At 72.7% G+C, this 16772-nt stretch carries 14 protein-coding genes, 1 tRNA gene and 1 riboswitch; of the genes, 4 read left to right on the top strand and 11 right to left on the bottom strand.

Going from position 1 to position 16772, the window contains the following annotated elements; all coding sequences use genetic code 11:
• The first annotated feature begins 654 nt into the window (after positions 1-654).
• Positions 655-1611 (top strand): hypothetical protein, encoded by a 957-nt coding sequence (locus ACH4B3_RS28915; RefSeq protein ID WP_398467706.1) that lies wholly within the window; start codon positions 655-657, stop codon positions 1609-1611.
• Positions 1612-1684: 73 nt separating this feature from the next.
• On the opposite strand, the gene ACH4B3_RS28910 is transcribed toward ACH4B3_RS28915, so the two are convergent.
• Positions 1685-2017 carry a hypothetical protein gene (locus tag ACH4B3_RS28910; RefSeq protein WP_398467704.1) on the bottom strand — a complete coding sequence of 111 codons (333 nt, stop codon included), beginning with the start codon at positions 2015-2017 and terminating at the stop codon, positions 1685-1687.
• Between the two features lie 123 nt (positions 2018-2140).
• Here ACH4B3_RS28910 and ACH4B3_RS28905 point away from each other — a divergent pair, with 123 nt between their 5' ends.
• Entirely contained in the window at positions 2141-2371 is a 231-nt protein-coding gene (locus ACH4B3_RS28905; RefSeq protein ID WP_398467702.1) for a DUF4287 domain-containing protein, read from the top strand.
• 183 nt (positions 2372-2554) lie between these two features.
• Here ACH4B3_RS28905 and ACH4B3_RS28900 read toward each other — a convergent pair whose 3' ends face one another.
• Together ACH4B3_RS28900 and ACH4B3_RS28895 are read right to left on the bottom strand one after the other, a co-directional pair.
• A complete protein-coding gene (locus tag ACH4B3_RS28900; RefSeq protein WP_398467700.1) occupies positions 2555-3457 on the bottom strand; it encodes a Bax inhibitor-1/YccA family protein in 903 nt (300 codons plus the stop codon).
• A 206-nt stretch (positions 3458-3663) separates the two neighbouring features.
• Positions 3664-3745, bottom strand: a tRNA-Leu gene (locus ACH4B3_RS28895).
• Between the two features lie 458 nt (positions 3746-4203).
• On the opposite strand from ACH4B3_RS28895, the gene ACH4B3_RS28890 reads away from it, so the two are divergent.
• Entirely contained in the window at positions 4204-4986 is a 783-nt protein-coding gene (locus ACH4B3_RS28890) for an ABC transporter ATP-binding protein (RefSeq protein ID WP_398467698.1), read from the top strand.
• A gap of 207 nt (positions 4987-5193) precedes the next feature.
• On the top strand, positions 5194-7737 hold the full coding sequence (locus tag ACH4B3_RS28885; protein WP_398467697.1) for an ABC transporter permease: 2544 nt from the start codon (positions 5194-5196) through the stop codon (positions 7735-7737).
• Between the two features lie 100 nt (positions 7738-7837).
• Here ACH4B3_RS28885 and ACH4B3_RS28880 read toward each other — a convergent pair whose 3' ends face one another.
• The 8 genes from ACH4B3_RS28880 to ACH4B3_RS28845 form a co-directional block, all read right to left on the bottom strand.
• Entirely contained in the window at positions 7838-9187 is a 1350-nt protein-coding gene (locus tag ACH4B3_RS28880; protein WP_398467695.1) for a class I SAM-dependent methyltransferase, read from the bottom strand.
• Positions 9188-9455: 268 nt separating this feature from the next.
• Complete coding sequence (locus ACH4B3_RS28875) at positions 9456-10838, bottom strand: NAD(P)/FAD-dependent oxidoreductase (protein WP_398467693.1); 1383 nt, start codon at positions 10836-10838, stop codon at positions 9456-9458.
• A 471-nt stretch (positions 10839-11309) separates the two neighbouring features.
• Entirely contained in the window at positions 11310-11687 is a 378-nt protein-coding gene (locus tag ACH4B3_RS28870) for an ASCH domain-containing protein (protein ID WP_398467811.1), read from the bottom strand.
• A gap of 138 nt (positions 11688-11825) precedes the next feature.
• Positions 11826-12782, bottom strand: a complete 957-nt coding sequence (locus ACH4B3_RS28865) for an exopolyphosphatase (protein ID WP_398467692.1) — start codon at positions 12780-12782, stop codon at positions 11826-11828.
• Entirely contained in the window at positions 12779-13321 is a 543-nt protein-coding gene (locus ACH4B3_RS28860) for a DUF501 domain-containing protein (protein WP_398467690.1), read from the bottom strand. The genes ACH4B3_RS28865 and ACH4B3_RS28860 overlap by 4 nt, the downstream gene beginning before the upstream one ends.
• 106 nt (positions 13322-13427) lie before the next feature.
• On the bottom strand, positions 13428-13904 hold the full coding sequence (locus ACH4B3_RS28855) for a septum formation initiator family protein (protein ID WP_398467688.1): 477 nt from the start codon (positions 13902-13904) through the stop codon (positions 13428-13430).
• A gap of 97 nt (positions 13905-14001) precedes the next feature.
• Entirely contained in the window at positions 14002-15282 is a 1281-nt protein-coding gene (gene eno, locus ACH4B3_RS28850; RefSeq protein WP_398467809.1) for a phosphopyruvate hydratase, read from the bottom strand.
• 339 nt (positions 15283-15621) lie between these two features.
• On the bottom strand, positions 15622-16347 hold the full coding sequence (locus ACH4B3_RS28845) for a transglycosylase family protein (RefSeq protein WP_398467686.1): 726 nt from the start codon (positions 16345-16347) through the stop codon (positions 15622-15624).
• A 9-nt stretch (positions 16348-16356) separates the two neighbouring features.
• A riboswitch (cyclic di-AMP (ydaO/yuaA leader) is annotated at positions 16357-16510 on the bottom strand.
• Positions 16511-16772: the final 262 nt, after the last annotated feature.

The raw sequence follows: 16772 nt of genomic DNA, 5'->3' as shown, positions 1-16772 counted from the left end.
GGGCCGCCGAGGAACGAGGTGGTCCGCCCGCAGCGGAAGCGAGGCTCAGCGCGACCATGGGTGTGTGCGGCTGAGCTGAGCTGAGCGGAGGGTGGGCCGCCGAGGAACGAGGTGGTCCGCCCGCAGCGGAAGCGAGGCTCAGCGCGACCATGGGTGTGTGCGGCTGAGCTGAGCTGAGCGGAGGGTGGGGCCGCCGAGGAACGAGGTGGTCCGCCCGCAGCGGAAGCGAAGCGCAGCGCGACCATCAGCGCGTGCGGCTGAGCTGAGCGGAGCGGAGGGTGGGGCCGCCGAGGAACGAGGCGGCCCCACCCTCGGCCGAGGCGAGGCACGGCTCGGCCCGCACGGCGCGCGCCGCTCGGCGCGAGCGCTCGACGCGGGCCGTCGGTCGACGACCGGTCGTGGCACGATCGGTGACAGCTCGATTCCCGCCGGGTTCCGGCGAAGCGCTCAGTTGTGACCGAATCTCCCCCAGGATGTGACCTACGCCCTGGGGGTTCGGCGTCTTTGCAGGTCAGCGCAGTGCCGACCGTCCACCTGGGACAAAATACCTGCCCTTTTGGTGACGTTATGCACTGACAACCCTCTCCGGGGCGGGCCAAGCTGGGGTAGGAATTCGGGGGATCAACCGCAACCGGGAGTACGTCAGTGAGCGTCATGACCCTTGCCCTCCTGCTGGCCGCGGCCGCGGCCACGGCCATGGGCACCGCCGCCCTGCACACCGCTCGCGGCCTGCGCCGGCAGATCGCCGGCCTCCGAGCCGAACTGGCCGGCCTCGCCGTGCCCGGCCGGGAGCGGGCGGCCACGGTGCCCGGTGCCCGGCCCACCCCGGCCGCCGAGATACGTGCCGCGGTGGCCGACGCGCTCGCCGAGGAGCGGGAGCGTGAGCTGGCCGAGGCCCGCGCGTTCTGGGCCGCGCAGGAGGCCCGGGATGTGACCGGCGCCACGGCGGCCGCGGACGCCCACTCGCTGCTGGGCGGTCTCTCCGGTCTCGGTGACGACTCCCTGGACGCCCTGCTGGACGACCACCGCGCCGACTTCCAGCTCTATGTGCCGCGGCAGGCGGACTTCGCGGGTCTGGAGCCGTCCCTGGGCGACCCCGAGGCCGCGCCGGCCGGCCAGGACGCTTTCGACCCGGCCGCCGAGACCGCCGACCTGGCCCGGGTCTCCGAGGCGGCGGGCACCCCGGACCTGTCCGGGATCGCCGACACCGCCGAGGCCGAACACGGCGCGGACCCGGTGGAGTCGGCGGAGCTGGCCGCCGCCCGCCGCCGCCACCCGTCGCACCCCGACTTCTCGCCCGCCCCGGTGATCACCGACCATGAGCGCACCGTGGGCCGGCTCGCCGAACTCGCCGACGCCGGGGTCCCGCTGACCGATGTGCGTCCGGGCCCGCTCGGCACCCTCGACGTGTACGTCTTCGCCGACGGCACCACGATCTGCATGACGCCCGGCCACCGGGAGACCGCGGACCGGCTCGCCGACGCGCTGCGCGCGGGTCCGCCCCCGGTGCTGCTCGGCAGCTCCGGCGTCTCCGGCGCGTACGCCCTGACCTTCGGCTGCGGCGAGGAGAACGTGTACGTGCTGGCCGACCGGGTCATCGCCTCGCTCTAGCCCACCGCTTGACCGGTCGGGCCCGCCGCCCGTGTCCGGCCGGGGCCGGGGCTCGCCGCCCCGCCCGCCGGAATCAGCCCGCGGCCGGTCCGGTCCCGCGGGCCGCCGCCTCGACCAGCGCCAGCGCGTCCGCCAGCTCCCGCGCTCCCTCCGGCGTGCGCCGGAGCGCTTCCGCGAGGTCGTGCCCCGTGACGGCCACCTGGTCCCCCACCGCGAACACCCCGGCGTCCGGCACGGTGCGCGGGCGGCCACCGGGTTCTTCCAGCCGTTGTGCACGGGCTGCCAACTCCCGCGCCAGGGCGAGCCCTTCGGCCGCCGCGCCCCTGGTCAGAGCGGACTGGGGCAGGGCGCGCAGCCGGTCGGCGAAGCGGTCGACGGCGGTCAGCAGCGGGGTCACATCGGTCACGGCAGGAGCCTATGCGCTGCCAACGGGCTGTTGCCAACGCGCCAACACTCGGGCACGGTGAGCTGAAGTGGAACCACCTGGGCCACGTTGTGGAACAGTGACCGGACCCTGCCGGAGGCGCCGATGTCCCATGTCTTCTCCGAAGAAACCCACCGGAACATGCTCTCCCGAATCCCGCGCTGCACCGGGCGTGACATCGCCGACTGGATGCGCACGGTGGACGAAGGACCCGCTCTCGTCCGCTTCGAGGAGAAGGTGAGCTGGCTGCGCGGTGCGCACGAGCTCGCCTACGGGCACGCGAAGGCCATCATCCACGAGCACGACCTGCGCAGAGCGGCCCGCAAGTTCGGCTGACGCCGCCGCGGTGCGCGGATGACGCCGGCACCGCACGGAGCGCGGCGGGGACGGGCCGGACAGCGGGCGGAGCCGGGACCGGCCGGCCCCCTGCCCGGCCCCCCGCCCGGGAGCGGATACGCCAAGGGCCCGCGGCGAGTACGCCGCGGGCCCTTCGGCTGCCGGCTTTCGCCGTCGTGCCGGTCACAACTCCCGGAGGATGGCGATCAGTCGCAGCAGCTCCAGGTAGATCCACACCAGCGAGAGGGTCAGGCCGAAGGCGGCCATCCACGACTCCTCGCGCGGGGCGCCGTACCGCACGCCGTCCTCGACCTGCTTGAAGTCCATGGCGAGGAAGGCCGCGCCGAGCAGGACACCGATGATGCCGAAGACGACGCCGAGGCCACCGCTGCGGAAGCCGAGGCCGTCACCGCCGCCGATGGCCGCGAACAGCAGGTTGACCGCCATCAGCAGCACGAAGCCGATGGAGGCCGCCAGCACGAAGCGCATGAACCGGGCGTCGACCCGGACCAGCCGGGTCTTGTACGCCACCAGCACACCGACGAAGACCGCCATGGTGCCCAGCACGGCCTGCATCGGGATGCCGGACCAGCGCTCGTTGAAGTACTGGCTGATGACGCCGAGGAACAGGCCCTCGAAGACGGCGTACCCGAGGATCAGCGCCGGGCTCGCCTTGCTCTTGAACGACTGGACCAGGCCGAGCACCATCGCCACCAGGGCGGCGCCGACACCGGCGCCGATCGGCAGCTGGGCGGCCCACGCGACCGCCGCTGCGACGATCACGGTGCCCAGGGTCATCCCGGTGCGCATGACGACGTCGTCCATCGTCATGCGGCCGGTCTGCAGCGGTCCGGCCGGCGGGGCGCCGTACATCTGCTGCAGCTGGTCGGGGGTCAGGTTGTGCTGGTCACCCAGCGCGTACGGGTTGGTGGGCGCCTGGGGCTGGGCGTGGCCCGCCTGCGGCTGCGCGTACGGGTTTCCCTGGACTGCGGCGGGGCCCCCGGCCTGCGGCGCAGTGCCGAAGCCCGCATTGCCGCCTTCGCGGCCGTACCCACGTCGCGAGAAGACCGGGTTGCTGCTCCTCATCTCACTCCTCCATGGCCGCCCTGCGCGACCTTGACTCAAGAGTAATGGGTAAGCAAAAGAAGCACCCTAGTGCTCAGGAAGGATCTTAAGAGGATCTTTGCCGGGAAGCGCGCCGGTATTCCCGGCGGATGCGGCCTTCCCGGCGGGGTCGGGGGAACGGTGGGCGACTGATCCCGTACGGAGCGTGCGCCCCGAAGGCCTGGCTGTGCCCGGAGCCGGACTTGAACCGGCACGGCCCGAAGGCCAGCGAGGTTTAAGCTCGCCGTGTCTGCATTCCACCATCCGGGCAGGGCTCTCAGGCCGCGCGCACACGACCCGCACCGAGGGAGAGCAGGACGAGCCTATCCGGGGAGCCCACCCCGAACAGCGGAACGACGAACCGAGGTTGTCTTATTTTATTGGCAACTTGAGGGTCCATCAGCAGTAAGGAAGGGCCACTGGCACATGCCAGAGGCCCACCCGTGCTGGTCACCGGGTGCGGTGCAATCGTGACAGTGAATGACGGAATTTCGACGCCGCAGTCGGCCGCGCGGCTCGGGGACACCCCTCCGGAGCCCGCCGCCGACGCCCGGGGGCCGGCCCTCCTACCCAAGGATGAGACCCCCTCCTCCGGAGTACCTCCCTGGTCGCTCCAGGAACGGGCACACGGGCTGATCCGCGGAGCCGCCCGGGCGGGGACCATGGAGTCAGATCGAAAAGTTCCGACCCACGACCGCCCGATCTCCGATCCGACAGGAGCGCTTCCCGTGACCACCATCCCCTCCGGCGTCCAGGCCGCCCCCCGCCACACCGCGGCCGCGGCGCACGCCACGGACCTCACCAAGGTCTACGGCCAGGGCGAGACCCAGGTGGTCGCCCTGGATGCCGTCTCCGTCTCGTTCCAGCAGGGCGAGTTCACCGCGATCATGGGCCCCTCCGGTTCCGGCAAGTCCACCCTGATGCACTGCATGGCCGGTCTGGACTCGATCTCCAAGGGGTCCGCGCGGATCGGTGACGTGGAGCTGACCACCCTCAAGGACAAGAAGCTCACCCAGCTCCGCCGCGACAAGATCGGCTTCATCTTCCAGGCCTTCAACCTGCTGCCGACGCTGAACGCGCTGGAGAACATCACCCTGCCGATGGACATCGCGGGCCGTAAGGCGGACAAGGCGTGGCTGGACCAGGTGGTGGCCACCGTCGGTCTCTCCGGGCGCCTGAAGCACCGCCCGAACCAGCTCTCCGGCGGCCAGCAGCAGCGGGTCGCCGTGGCCCGCGCGCTGGCCGGCAAGCCCGAGATCATCTTCGCCGACGAGCCGACCGGAAACCTCGACTCCCGCTCCGGCGCCGAGGTGCTGGGCTTCCTCCGCAACTCGGTGCGCGAGCTGGGCCAGACCGTCGTCATGGTCACCCACGACCCGGTCGCCGCCTCCTACGCCGACCGCGTCGTCTTCCTCGCCGACGGCCGGATCGTCGACGAGCTGCGGGAGCCCACCGCGGAGTCGGTGCTCGACCGCATGAAGCGCTTCGACGCCAAGGGCCGGGTCAGCTGAGCCGACCGGACCACTGAGCACGCGCTCGCCCGCCCCGCACCGGGCGCCGGCGCCCCGCGCGCTGCTCCCACGCCGGCCGGCCGCCCCCTCCGGGCCCGCTCCGGCAGGCGGCGCGACCGCCGCCCCGCACGAGGGCTCCGCCCGCCCGTCACCCGACCGCCGCCCCTCCGTCCCGCACCGGGGCTCTTCCCAGGACTGACCTGACCCATGTTCCGTACCGCCTTGCGCAACGTGCTCGCGCACAAGGCCAGGCTGCTGATGACCGTGCTCGCCGTGTTCCTCGGCGTGGCCTTCGTCGCCGGCACCCTGGTCTTCACCAACACCATCTCCGACGCCTACCAGAAGAGCTCCGAGAAGGGGTTCAGCCACGTCGACGTCGCCATCAAGCCGGAGACCGACGACGACGACAAGGACAAGCCCGGTGACGCCCCCGAACTGAGCCAGCGGCTGCTGGACCGGGCCGCGAAGCTGCCGGGTGTCGACTACGCCACCGCCTCGGTCTCCGGCTTCACCGCGGTGGCCGACAAGGACGGCGACCTGCTCGGCGGCGGCTTCAGCACCACCGGCGCCAACTACTACCCGGGCAAGGACGGCAAGGACGCCCGGTACCCGATGAAGAACGGCCACGCGCCCCGGGCCCCCGGTGAGGTCGCGCTGGACGCCAAGAGCGCCGACAAGGGCGGCTACCGGGTCGGCGACACCGTCCGGGTCTCCGTCGACGGCCCGGTGCTCAAGCAGAAGATCACCGGCATCTTCACCACCGACGACGGCAACGTCGCGGCCGGCGGCACCCTCGCCCTGTTCGACACCGCCACCGCCCAGAAGCTGTTCGCCGAGCCCGGCGCGTTCAGCCAGATCGACCTCAAGGCCGCCCCCGGCACCTCGCAGGACGCCCTGAAGGCCGAGGTCGACAAGATCCTCACCAAGGGCAAGGCCGAGTCCTTCACCGGCGAGAAGCTCTCCGACGACCAGGCCAAGGCCATCGAGGACAGCAGCAGCGTGCTGCGCACCATCATGCTGGTCTTCGCCGGCATCGCGCTCTTCGTCGGCATCTTCATCATCGCCAACACCTTCACCATGCTGGTCGCCCAGCGCACCAAGGAGCTCGCCCTGATGCGGGCGGTCGGCGCCAGCCGCCGCCAGGTGACCCGTTCGGTGCTGATCGAGGCGACCGTGGTCGGTCTGGTGGCCTCCGTCGCCGGTCTGCTCGCCGGTGTCGGCATCGGCGCCGGGCTGCGCTCGCTGCTCAACTCCACCGGCGCCACCGTCCCGGACGGCCCGCTGGTCATCTCGCCCGACACCGTGATCACCGCGCTGGTGGTCGGCGTCGTGGTCACCGTGCTCGCCGCCTGGCTGCCCGGCCGCCGCGCCGCCAAGATCCCGCCGGTCGCCGCGATGAGCAGCGTCCACGCGGTCGCCACCACCCGCAGCCTGGTGGTGCGGAACTCCATCGGTGCCGTCTTCGCGGCCATCGGCGCGCTGCTGGTGATCAGCGGCACCAGCATGGACGACGGCAAGCAGGCCATGGGCCTGGGCGCCGTGGTGCTGCTGATCGGCGTGTTCATCCTCACGCCGCTGCTGTCCCGGCCGATGATCGCCGCCGTCGCCCCGCTGCTCCGCGGCTTCGGGATCTCCGGCAAGCTCGCCCGGCAGAACGCGGTCCGCAACCCGCGCCGCACCGCCGCCACCGCCTCCGCGCTGATGATCGGCCTCACCCTGATCACCGGTCTGACCGTGATCGCGGGCAGCGTGCAGAAGAGCATAGACAAGATGGCGCGCGACTCGCTGTCGGCCGACTACTACGTGTCCATGGGCGACATGGACTCCAGCACCCCGCTCTCCCCGGAGGTGGGCAAGAAGCTCTCCGAGCTGGACGTGGTCACGGTCTCCAGCCCGCTGCGGATGTCCCAGACGCTCATCGGCAAGGACGACGAGACGATCATGGGTGTCAACGGCAAGGAGATCCGGGAGCTGGTCGACCTCGACTTCCCCAAGGGCTCGTTCGCCGCGCTCGGTGGGAAGACCGTCGTCGTCGACGAGGACATGGCCGAGGACAAGGGCTGGAAGGTCGGCACCACCCTCGACGTGACCTTCGAGGACCGCCGTCAGGACGAACTCACGGTCGGCGCCCTCTACAAGGGCAACGAGATGATCCGCGGGATCATGATCGACAATGCCACGCTCACCCCGCACATCGACCGCGTCAACGACTTCCAGCTGATGCTGAAGACCAAGGGCGGCCCGTCCGACGCGACCACCGACAAGCTGGAGAAGGCGCTCGGCGACAACCCCGCGATCAGGGTGCAGACCATGGACGACGTCTCCAACGACATCGCCTCGTTCTTCAACCTGATGCTGAACATGCTCTACGGCCTGCTCGGCATGGCGGTGATCGTCGCGGTGCTCGGTGTCATCAACACCCTGGCGATGTCGGTCTTCGAGCGGTCGCAGGAGATCGGGATGCTGCGGGCGATCGGTCTGGACCGGCGCAGCATCAAGCGCATGGTCCGGCTGGAGTCGCTGGTCATCTCGCTCTTCGGCGGGGTGCTGGGCATCGGGCTGGGTCTGTTCTTCGGCTGGGCGGCCGGTGAGCTGATCGCCAGCGGCCTGTCCACCTACACCCTGGTGCTGCCCTGGGGCCGGATCGCGATCTTCCTGGCGCTGGCCGCGCTGGTCGGTGTGCTCGCCGCACTCTGGCCGGCCCGCCGTGCCGCGAAGCTCAACATGCTGGCGGCCATCAAGTCCGAGTAGGACGGCGCGCCGCAGCACGGCAGGGGCCCCGGGACGCCACGTCCCGGGGCCCCTGCCGCCGTCCGGGCCCGGCCGGCCCCCGCTCGCCGCCGGCCACCCGTCACCGGCCGCGCCACTCCCGGGCCCGCAGCGGCAGGCCGGGGGCCCCGGAGTCCGGGGTACGGACCGCGAGGACCTGGTTGACGCCGATCCGGTTGCGTTCGAAGGACAGCGCGCACGCCGCCATGTACAGCCGCCACACCCGGGCCCGGCCGGGCGAGGTGGCGCGCACCGCCCGCGTCCAGTGGGCCTCCAGGTTGGCCACCCAGGAGCGCAGCGTGAGCGCGTAGTGCTCGCGCAGCGCCTCCACGTCCCGCACCTCGAACCCGGCGTCCTCCAGCTGGGACACGGTGCGGCCGAGCGGCGCGAGTTCGCCGTCGGGGAAGACGTACCGGTCGATGAACCGGTCGACCCGGTACGCCTCCTCGTCCGGCTCGGGGCGGCGCGCGATCTGGTGGTTGAGCAGCCGGCCGCCGGGCCGCAGCAGCCGGTGGAGGTCCGCGGCGTACCGCGCGTACTGGGCGGAGCCGACGTGCTCGGCCATGCCGATGGAGGAGATGGCGTCGAACGGCCGGTCCGGCACCTGCCGGTAGTCCTGGACCCGGATCTCGACGCGATCGGTGAGCCCGGCGTCCGCGACGCGCTTGCGGGCGTAGGCGGCCTGCTCCTCGGAGAGGGTGATACCGACGGCGTGGACGCCGTACTCGCGGGCCGCGTGCAGCACCATCGAGCCCCAGCCGCAGCCCACGTCCAGCAGGCGCCGGCCGGGGCGCAGGTCGAGCTTGCGGCAGACCAGGTCCAGTTTGGCGCGCTGGGCCTCCTCCAGGGTGGGGCCGTTGTCCCCGGGGGATGCGCCGGGGGCCTCCCAGTAGGCGCAGGAGTAGACCATGGAGGGGCCCAGCACCAGCTCGTAGAAGTCGTTCCCGACGTCGTAGTGGTGGCTGATGGCGGCCTTGTCGCGGCGGAGCGTGTGCAGCGGGCCGCGCCGGGGCCGGGCCTCCTCGGCGGGCGGACGCGGCGGCAGCGACGGCCGGGCGAGGGCGAGCAGTTCACGGGCCGCGGAGCGCAGCCGGGGGTCGCGCAGGGCGCCCGGCAGGCGCGTCGGCGCGGGCCGCGGGCCGCGCTCCCAGAGGAGCCCGGCGAGCCGGTCCAGCGCCTCGTACAGGTCGCCCTCGATGTCGAGGTCGCCGGCCACCCAGGCGCGGGCCAGGCCGAGTTCGCCGGGCCTGAACAGGATCCGCTGCAGTGCCCGGCGGCGGCGCAGCACCAGGGTCGGGACGCCTGCCGTGCCGTCGCCGGTAGCGGCCGGGGGCCCGGCCTCGCTGCCGTCCCAGGCCCGGACGCGCACCGGGAGCGGGGCTCCCAGCATCTCCTCGGCGAGCGCGGTGAGCCGCCCAGCGGCGTCGGCCATGTCGCACCTCCGTGATGGTGAGTCAGGGAAGGGTTCACCCACCACGTAAACGCCGCCGGGCGCGGAGTCCAGTCCCGGGGGACGGTCCGGAATCGGTAAAGGAGGGATTCGGCCGAACGGCTCCGGGCGCTCCGCGGCGCCGGTGCGCCGCGCGCCGCGCGGACACGCCGAAGGGCGCTCGCCCCACGGATTGGCGAGCGCCCTTCGGCGTCTTGGTGCGCTGCGGGCGGCCGGTCCGGCGGAGTGCCGGACGCGGTCCCGCGCCGGGTCAGGAGGCCTTGGCCCCTTCGACCGGGGCGTCGGCCTTCTTCGCCGCGGCGGCGGCGCTGACCGGAGCGGCGGCCTCGTAGAACTCCTCGCGGGGGTTCTCGATGGCGCCGAGGGAGACCACCTCGCGCTTGAGGAAGACGCCCAGCGTCCAGTCGGCGAGCACGCGGATCTTGCGGTTGAAGGTCGGCATCGCCATGCCGTGGTAGCCACGGTGCATGTACCAGGCCAGCCGGCCCTTCAGCTTGATCTTCATCTTGCCGAAGACGAGCATCGCGACGCCCTTGTGCAGGCCCAGGCCGGCCACGGCGCCCTTGTTGGCGTGCTTGTACTCGCGCTGCGGGAAGCCCCGCATGCCCGAGATCACGTTGTCGCCGAGGACCTTGGCCTGACGCAGCGCGTGCTGGGCGTTCGGCGGGCACCAGGCGCCCTCGCCGACGGCGAGGTCCGGCACCTGCGCGTTGTCGCCCGCGGCCCATATGTAGTCGGTGCCCTGCACCTGGAGCGTGGCGGCGGTGTCGACGTGGCCGCGCGGGCCGAGCGGCAGGCCGAAGCGGGCCAGCGCCGGGTTGGGCTTGACGCCGGCGGTCCACACGATGGTGCTGGAGTCGACCTCCAGGCCGTTCTTGAGGACCACGTGGCCGTCGACGCAGGACTCCATCGAGGTCTTGAGGTAGACCTCGACGCCGCGCTTCTGGAGGTGCTCCAGGCCCCACTGGCCGAGCTTCGGGCCGACCTCGGGAAGGATCTTGTCGGCGGCGTCGACGAGGATGAACCGCATGTCCTCGCGCTTGATGCTCGGGTAGTACTTGGCGGCGTCGCGCGCCATGTCCTCGACCTCGCCGATGGTCTCCGCACCCGCGAAGCCGCCACCGACGAAGACGAAGGTGAGCGCCTTGCGGCGGATCTCCTCGTCGGTGGTCGAGTCGGCCTTGTCGAGCTGCTCGAGGACGTGGTTGCGCAGGCCGATGGCCTCCTCGATGCCCTTCATGCCGATGCCGTTCTCGGCCAGGCCGGGGATCGGGAAGGTGCGGGAGACCGCGCCGAGCGCGACGACCAGGTAGTCGAAGGGCAGCTCGTACGCCTGGCCGACGAGCGGCTGGACGGTGGCGACCTTGCGGTCCTGGTCGATGGTGGTGACGCGGCCGGTGAGGACCTCCGCCTTCGGGAGCACACGCCGCAGCGGGACCACGACGTGGCGCGGGGAGATGCTGCCGGCAGCAGCTTCGGGGAGGAAGGGCTGGTACGTCATGTACGAACGCGGGTCGACGACCGTGACGGTCGCCTCGCCGTACCGCATCTTCTTGAGAATGCGGCGCGCCGCGTACAGGCCTACGTACCCACCGCCTACTACGAGGATCCTGGGACGCTCCGTGGTGCTCATGATTCGAGTATCCAGCACCCGTTGGGGGGGTGCTCGTGAGCCCCTTCACAAGCAGCCGGAAGGCATCTGCTACACTCCGCCGCCACCGTGACCCACGCCATACCCGCGGGAGGGAACCAGACCCCCGCCAGGGACGTTGTTCACCCCTGTTGATCTGCGCTTGCGGCAGTCGGAGGCGGCGAACCGGCGCATCGGCCCGGATCCCCGTCATCCCTGGGAAACACCACGGAAAGCGGCCAACGGGCCTTCCCCACGCAAGAAAACGGGGCTCCCGGCCTCAGGATGTGGCCCCCGGACCGATTTTCTATGTGAAGGATTTCACGAACTTTTCCGCGGAGCGGGTGTCACAGCCGCCTCCAGGGCCCTCCGCGGGGCCGTTCCGGCGCCTCCCCGGGCCGGTTCCGGGCTCCCCGCCGTGCCCCGCCCGGCGCGGTCGCCGGCGGCGTGCGGCGGGGCACGGCGGGCGGCGGATCAGCCCGGCGCCACGACCCGGAAGGCCGGGCAGACCACGGGGGTGTCGTCCCGCACCGGGGCGCCCGCCTCCTCCCAGAACCGGCGGTGCCCGGCCCGCCACTCCTCCAGCGAGGCGTCGCCCTCACCCTCGGCCCGGGCGTGCTCCCAGGTCACCGCCGCGAACGAGGTCGTCTCGACCGCCGTGATCTCCACGGTGGCCACCGGACGGCCGTCGTCGTCCAGCAGCGCCAGGCGCTCGCCCGCGTACTCCAGCCCCTCGGTCTCCTCGGCGTACTCGGCGAGCAGGCCGGTGGTGGCCCGCTTCTCCCCCGCCAGCACAAGGGAGTTGAGCCGTTCCCGCATGGCGCCCGGCGTCCCCAGTTCCAGCGCCCGCATACCGTTCACCCGCGGCCACATCGTCCCGTTCCACCCCTCGTTGGTCCGTGGTTCGTCCGCTCCGGGCGGGCCCCGGCCGGGGCCCGCCGCGGCACCGCCCAGGCGCCCGGCGGGAGCCGGGGCGCCCGCCGGCGGGCCTCAGGCGCCGCCGGTCGCCGCGTGCCAGGCGATGCCGTCCAGGATGTCGTGCTCGCTGACCACGACCTCCTCGGCGCCGATCCGCTCCATGATCTTCAGCAGCACCAGGGCGCCGGCCGCGATCACGTCCACCCGGCCCGGGTGGATCACCGGGATCGCCGCGCGTTCGGCGTGCGTCGAGGTCAGCAGCGCGCCGGTGACCTCGCGGACCTGCTCCAGCGTGATCCGCGAGTGGTGGACGGCGGCGGAGTCGTACTCCGGCAGTCCCAGCGCGATGGCGGCGACGGTGGTGACCGAGCCGGCCAGCCCGACCAGGGTGCGCGCCTCGGTGAGCGGCACCGTCCGCCCGGCCAGGTCCAGCGCGGCGGCGACGTCCATCTCTATGGCCGCGACCTGGTCGGCGCTCGGGACCTCGGTGACGTGTCCGTCCACCGCGAGGTGACGCTCGGTCATCCGGACGCAGCCGATGTCCACGCTGCGCGCGGCCCGTACCCGGCCGTCGCCGACGACGAACTCGGTGGACCCGCCGCCGATGTCCACCACCAGGTAGGGCGGCTCGACGTGCACGGCGCCCGCCAGTTCCCTGGTGGCCCCGACGAAGGAGAACTCGGCCTCCTGGTCACCGGTGATCACCTCGGGTTCGACGCCCAGGATGTCGACCACGCCGCGGACGAAGTCCGCGCGGTTCTCCGCGTCCCGGGAGGCCGAGGTGGCCACGAAGCGGACGCGTTCCACTCCCCCGTGCGCGGCGATGGCGTCGGCGTACTCGCGGCAGGCCGCGAAGGTCCGCTCCAGCGCCTCGGGGGCGAGCCGGCCGGTGCGGTCCACGCCCTGGCCGAGCCGGACGATCCGCATCCGCCGGTCCAGCTCCCGCAGCTCACCGGTGGCCGGGTCGGCGTCGGCGATCAGCAGCCGGATGGAGTTGGTGCCGCAGTCGACGGCCGCGACGCGCGTCACCGGCCGTCCTCCGCGCCGCCGCCGGTCCCCGGGGTGACGCACGGGCCCTTGCGCCACCACTCGGGCAGCATCGCGATGGCCTCGTCGCCCAGCGGGTTCACCCCCGGGCCGGCCGCCAGCGAGTGGCCGACCAGCACGTGCAGGCACTTGACCCGGTCCGGCATGCCGCCGGCGCTGGGGAAGCCCTCCAGCACCTCGATGGCGTCGCGGCGGGCGATGTAGTCCTCGTGCGCGGCGCGGTAGGCGGCGGCCAGTTCCGGGTCGGTGGCGAGCCGCTCGTTCATCTCCTTCATCACGCCCTCGGCCTCCAGGGTGCCGATGGCGGACGCGGCGCGCGGGCAGGTCAGGTAGTACAGCGTCGGGAACGGCGTGCCGTCCTCCAGCCGGGGCGCCGTCTCCACGACGTCGGGGTTGCCGCAGGGGCAGCGGTGGGCGATGGCGCGCAGGCCGCGCGGCGGGCGGCCCAGCTGCTCCTGGAAGGCTGCGACGTCCGCGTCGGTGGGCGGGGTGGGCTCCGTCTGCGGAGGGGGCGTGTCCATGGGTGGCGGGTCTCTTCGGTGTCGGCGCGGAAAGCGGAATGGGACGGGCGGGACGAGACGGGCGCGAGGGACGGGAGGGGCGTCGGGCGGCCGGGGCGGCCGGCGGTCAGGGGCGGTCGGGGCCGTGCGGCCGGGCGTCCGCGGTGTCCAGGCCCGCCAGCAGGTTGCGGTACCAGGGCCGCGCGGCGGCGGCCTGGTCCTCGGCCCGGTCGGCGTCCGGGTCGCCCCCGGTCATGCTGAACCCGGTCTCGCCGGGCCGGACGTAGTGCAGGTGTTCGCGGGCCAGCCGCTCGACGTAGGCGGGGTCCTGGAGCCGGGCCTTCTCGGCGCGCAGCCGCTCGCTCTCCTGGGCCGCCAGCTCGGCCTGCCGCCGCTGCTCGGCGATGTCCGAGCGCTGGGAGACGTACTGCCGTATCGGGTAGGCGAGGGCCACCACCAGGGAGCAGACGACCAGCGCCAGCAGTGCGGCCCGGCCGGTCAGGCGGTTGCGGCGGCCGCGGGCCCGGTAGACCCGCGCCGCGGCGTGCTCGCCGAGCGCCTTGAGCCTGGTCGCGGTGGAGAACCGGTCCCGGTCCGCGCCCATGTCGCCTCCCTGCCTCGTCCGTTGCGTCCGTCCCCGCCCACGGTACGGGACCGGGGCGCGGGGACGGACGCAGACGGGGCGGGCGCCCCGGGCGGGGTCAGCCCTTGAAGCGGGGGAACGCGGAGCGGCCCGCGTACACCGCGGCGTCGTCGAGGATCTCCTCGATGCGCAGCAGCTGGTTGTACTTGGCGACGCGCTCGGAGCGGGCCGGGGCGCCGGTCTTGATCTGGCCGCAGTTGGTGGCGACGGCGAGGTCGGCGATGGTGACGTCCTCGGTCTCGCCGGAGCGGTGCGACATCATGCACTTGAAGCCGTTGCGCTGGGCCAGCTCGACCGCGTCCAGCGTCTCGGTGAGCGAGCCGATCTGGTTGACCTTGACCAGCAGGGCGTTGGCGGCGTTCTCCTCGATGCCGCGGCCCAGCCGCTCGGGGTTGGTGACGAACAGGTCGTCACCGACGAGCTGGACCTTGTCGCCGAGCTTGGCGGTGATGGTCTTCCAGCCGTCCCAGTCGTCCTCGAACAGCGGGTCCTCGATGGAGACCAGCGGGTACGCGGCCACCAGCTCCTCGTAGTACGAGGTCATCTCGGCGGCGGTGCGCTCCTGGCCCTCGAAGACGTACTTGCCGTCCTTGTAGAACTCGGAGGCGGCGACGTCCAGCGCCAGCGCCACGTCCTGGCCGGGGGTGTAGCCGGCCTTCTGGATGGCCTCCAGGATGAGGTCCAGCGCCTCGCGGTTGGAGTCGAGGTTCGGCGCGAAACCGCCCTCGTCGCCCAGGCCGGTGGACAGGCCGCGCTCCTTCAGCACCGCCTTGAGGGTGTGGTAGACCTCGGTGCCCCAGCGCAGGGCCTCGGAGAAGGACTCGGCGCCGATCGGCGCGATCATGAACTCCTGGATGTCGACGTTGGAGTCCGCGTGCGAACCGCCGTTGAGGATGTTCATCATCGGGACCGGCAGCAGGTGGGCGTTGGGTCCGCCCAGGTACCGGAAGAGCGGGAGGTCGGACGCCTCGGAGGCGGCGTGCGCCACGGCGAGCGACACGCCGAGGATGGCGTTGGCGCCCAGCGAGGACTTGTCGGGGGTGGCGTCCAGGTCGAACATGGCCTGGTCGATGAGGCGCTGCTCGGTGGCGTCGTAGCCGACGAGCTCCGGGCCGATCTGCTCGATCACGGCGAGGACGGCCTTCTCGACGCCCTTGCCGCCGTAGCGGTTCTTGTCGCCGTCGCGCAGTTCGAGGGCCTCGAAGGCACCGGTCGAGGCGCCGGACGGCACGGCAGCACGGCCGGTGCTGCCGTCGTCGAGGCCGACCTCGACCTCGACCGTGGGGTTGCCTCGCGAGTCGAGGATCTCGCGAGCTACGACGACGTCGATGGACGGCACGAGGATCTCCTTCGTGTGGGTCTGCGTCTGCAGCATGAGCCTAACCGGACCCGGGGGCCGATCCCGCCCGACGCCCGGCGTACGAGACGGTACGCGCCCGGTATGGCCCCGGTGCGGCGTACCTGGGGGTGTTCGGGGGGGCCGGGGCCGCCGGCCGGGAACGGGTCCGCCGGGCGGGCCGGGCCGGCCCCGCCGGCGGGGCGGGGCGGACCCGGGCGGGCGCCCCCGGGGGGACGGCCGGGGGCGCCCGGAGCGGCTCGGGCCCCGGCGGCGCCGGGGGAGGCCGGGGCGGAAGGAGGCGGCAGGCCCCACCGGGCGGGCCGGGGCCTGCCGCGGGGCTCAGCTCAGGTGGAGCCGCTGGCCGACGTAGATCAGGTCGGCGTCCTGGACGACGTCCTGGTTCAGCTCGTGCAGTTCCTGCCAGCCGCCGTCCACGTGGTGCGCGCGGGCGATGGTGGAGAGGGTGTCCCCGGCCTTGACGGCGTACTCGCCGTCGCCCTTCTGTACGGTCCTGGGCGCGGTGCGCTCCTGGGACCGGGTGGTCGGCGCGGGCTCGGCGGAGCGGTCCGCCCGCGGCGCCGCCTGCTGCTGGGCGGGCTGCTGCGACCGGGGGGCGGACTGCGGCTGCGGGGTGGACTTCCGCGGGGCCTGCTCGGCGGTGCTGCCGGAACCGGTGCCGGAGCCGGCCGAGCCGCCGCTGGTCAGGTTCACGCCGCAGTGCGGCCAGGCGCCCTTGCCCTGGCCCGCGAGGACCTTCTGGGCTATCTGGATCTGCTGGCTCTTGGACGCCTTGTCGGCGGTCGGGGCGAACGCGGTGCCGCCGTACGCGGCCCAGGTGGAGGCCGAGAACTGCAGGCCGCCGTAGTAGCCGTTGCCGGTGTTGATCGACCAGTTGCCGCCCGACTCGCACTGGGCGACCTCGTCCCACTGCGACACGGTCGCGGCGGACGCCTGCCCGGCGGCCCCCAGCAGCGGCACGGCGACCGCGGCGCCGGTGACCCCGGCGAGGGTGGCGATGCGGGTGGCCTTGGACGGACGGCGGTGCTTGCCCTTGGACTTGAACATCGTGGTTGGGTTTCCTCACACCGACGCCTGCGAGGTGAGCTGTCGGGTGCGGGCCATGTGAGGTGCCCGGCCGCGTGCGGTGCCCGCACGCGGCTTAACCCCGAGCCGGGGAGACCGGCGTGAATCCTGGGTCCCCCGCTCCTGCCTTCGGCGCTTGCGCGTCGACAACCCCCCGGCCGGTGGCAGGACTCGGCGTGCCGGTCGGCGGTGCCCGCGGTGGCGGGCGGAAAAGACGGTAAGCACATCACCCCGGGGAGCTCAAACCCCAACATCCGTGGAACTCACGCCCGTTTGCCGCTGAGGAACCGTCATCGGTGCAGGTCAGCACGGATGCCCCGAGGCCGGGCAAGGGTGACGGAGCGGGACGGACACGAGATCCATGTCTCACTTTCAGCAAACCGGGCGGATGCGGTCGAAGCGGTGCG

Source organism: Streptomyces sp. NPDC018031 (assembly GCF_044327625.1).
Lineage (GTDB): Bacteria > Actinomycetota > Actinomycetes > Streptomycetales > Streptomycetaceae > Streptomyces.
Note: the sequence above shows the minus strand (reverse complement) of the source record. Positions and strands in the feature narration are given on the sequence as shown.

What these genes read in the sequence shown, in the direction of transcription:
- ACH4B3_RS28885 (WP_398467697.1), top strand. Translation starts at nt 5,194, where the DNA reads ATGTTCCGTACCGCCTTGCGCAACGTGCTCGCGCACAAGGCCAGGCTG.
- ACH4B3_RS28900 (WP_398467700.1), bottom strand. Translation starts at nt 3,457, where the DNA reads ATGAGGAGCAGCAACCCGGTCTTCTCGCGACGTGGGTACGGCCGCGAA.
- ACH4B3_RS28875 (WP_398467693.1), bottom strand. Translation starts at nt 10,838, where the DNA reads ATGAGCACCACGGAGCGTCCCAGGATCCTCGTAGTAGGCGGTGGGTAC.
- ACH4B3_RS28880 (WP_398467695.1), bottom strand. Translation starts at nt 9,187, where the DNA reads ATGGCCGACGCCGCTGGGCGGCTCACCGCGCTCGCCGAGGAGATGCTG.
- ACH4B3_RS28855 (WP_398467688.1), bottom strand. Translation starts at nt 13,904, where the DNA reads ATGGGCGCGGACCGGGACCGGTTCTCCACCGCGACCAGGCTCAAGGCG.
- ACH4B3_RS28905 (WP_398467702.1), top strand. Translation starts at nt 2,141, where the DNA reads ATGTCCCATGTCTTCTCCGAAGAAACCCACCGGAACATGCTCTCCCGA.
- ACH4B3_RS28860 (WP_398467690.1), bottom strand. Translation starts at nt 13,321, where the DNA reads ATGGACACGCCCCCTCCGCAGACGGAGCCCACCCCGCCCACCGACGCG.
- ACH4B3_RS28845 (WP_398467686.1), bottom strand. Translation starts at nt 16,347, where the DNA reads ATGTTCAAGTCCAAGGGCAAGCACCGCCGTCCGTCCAAGGCCACCCGC.
- ACH4B3_RS28915 (WP_398467706.1), top strand. Translation starts at nt 655, where the DNA reads ATGACCCTTGCCCTCCTGCTGGCCGCGGCCGCGGCCACGGCCATGGGC.
- ACH4B3_RS28870 (WP_398467811.1), bottom strand. Translation starts at nt 11,687, where the DNA reads ATGCGGGCGCTGGAACTGGGGACGCCGGGCGCCATGCGGGAACGGCTC.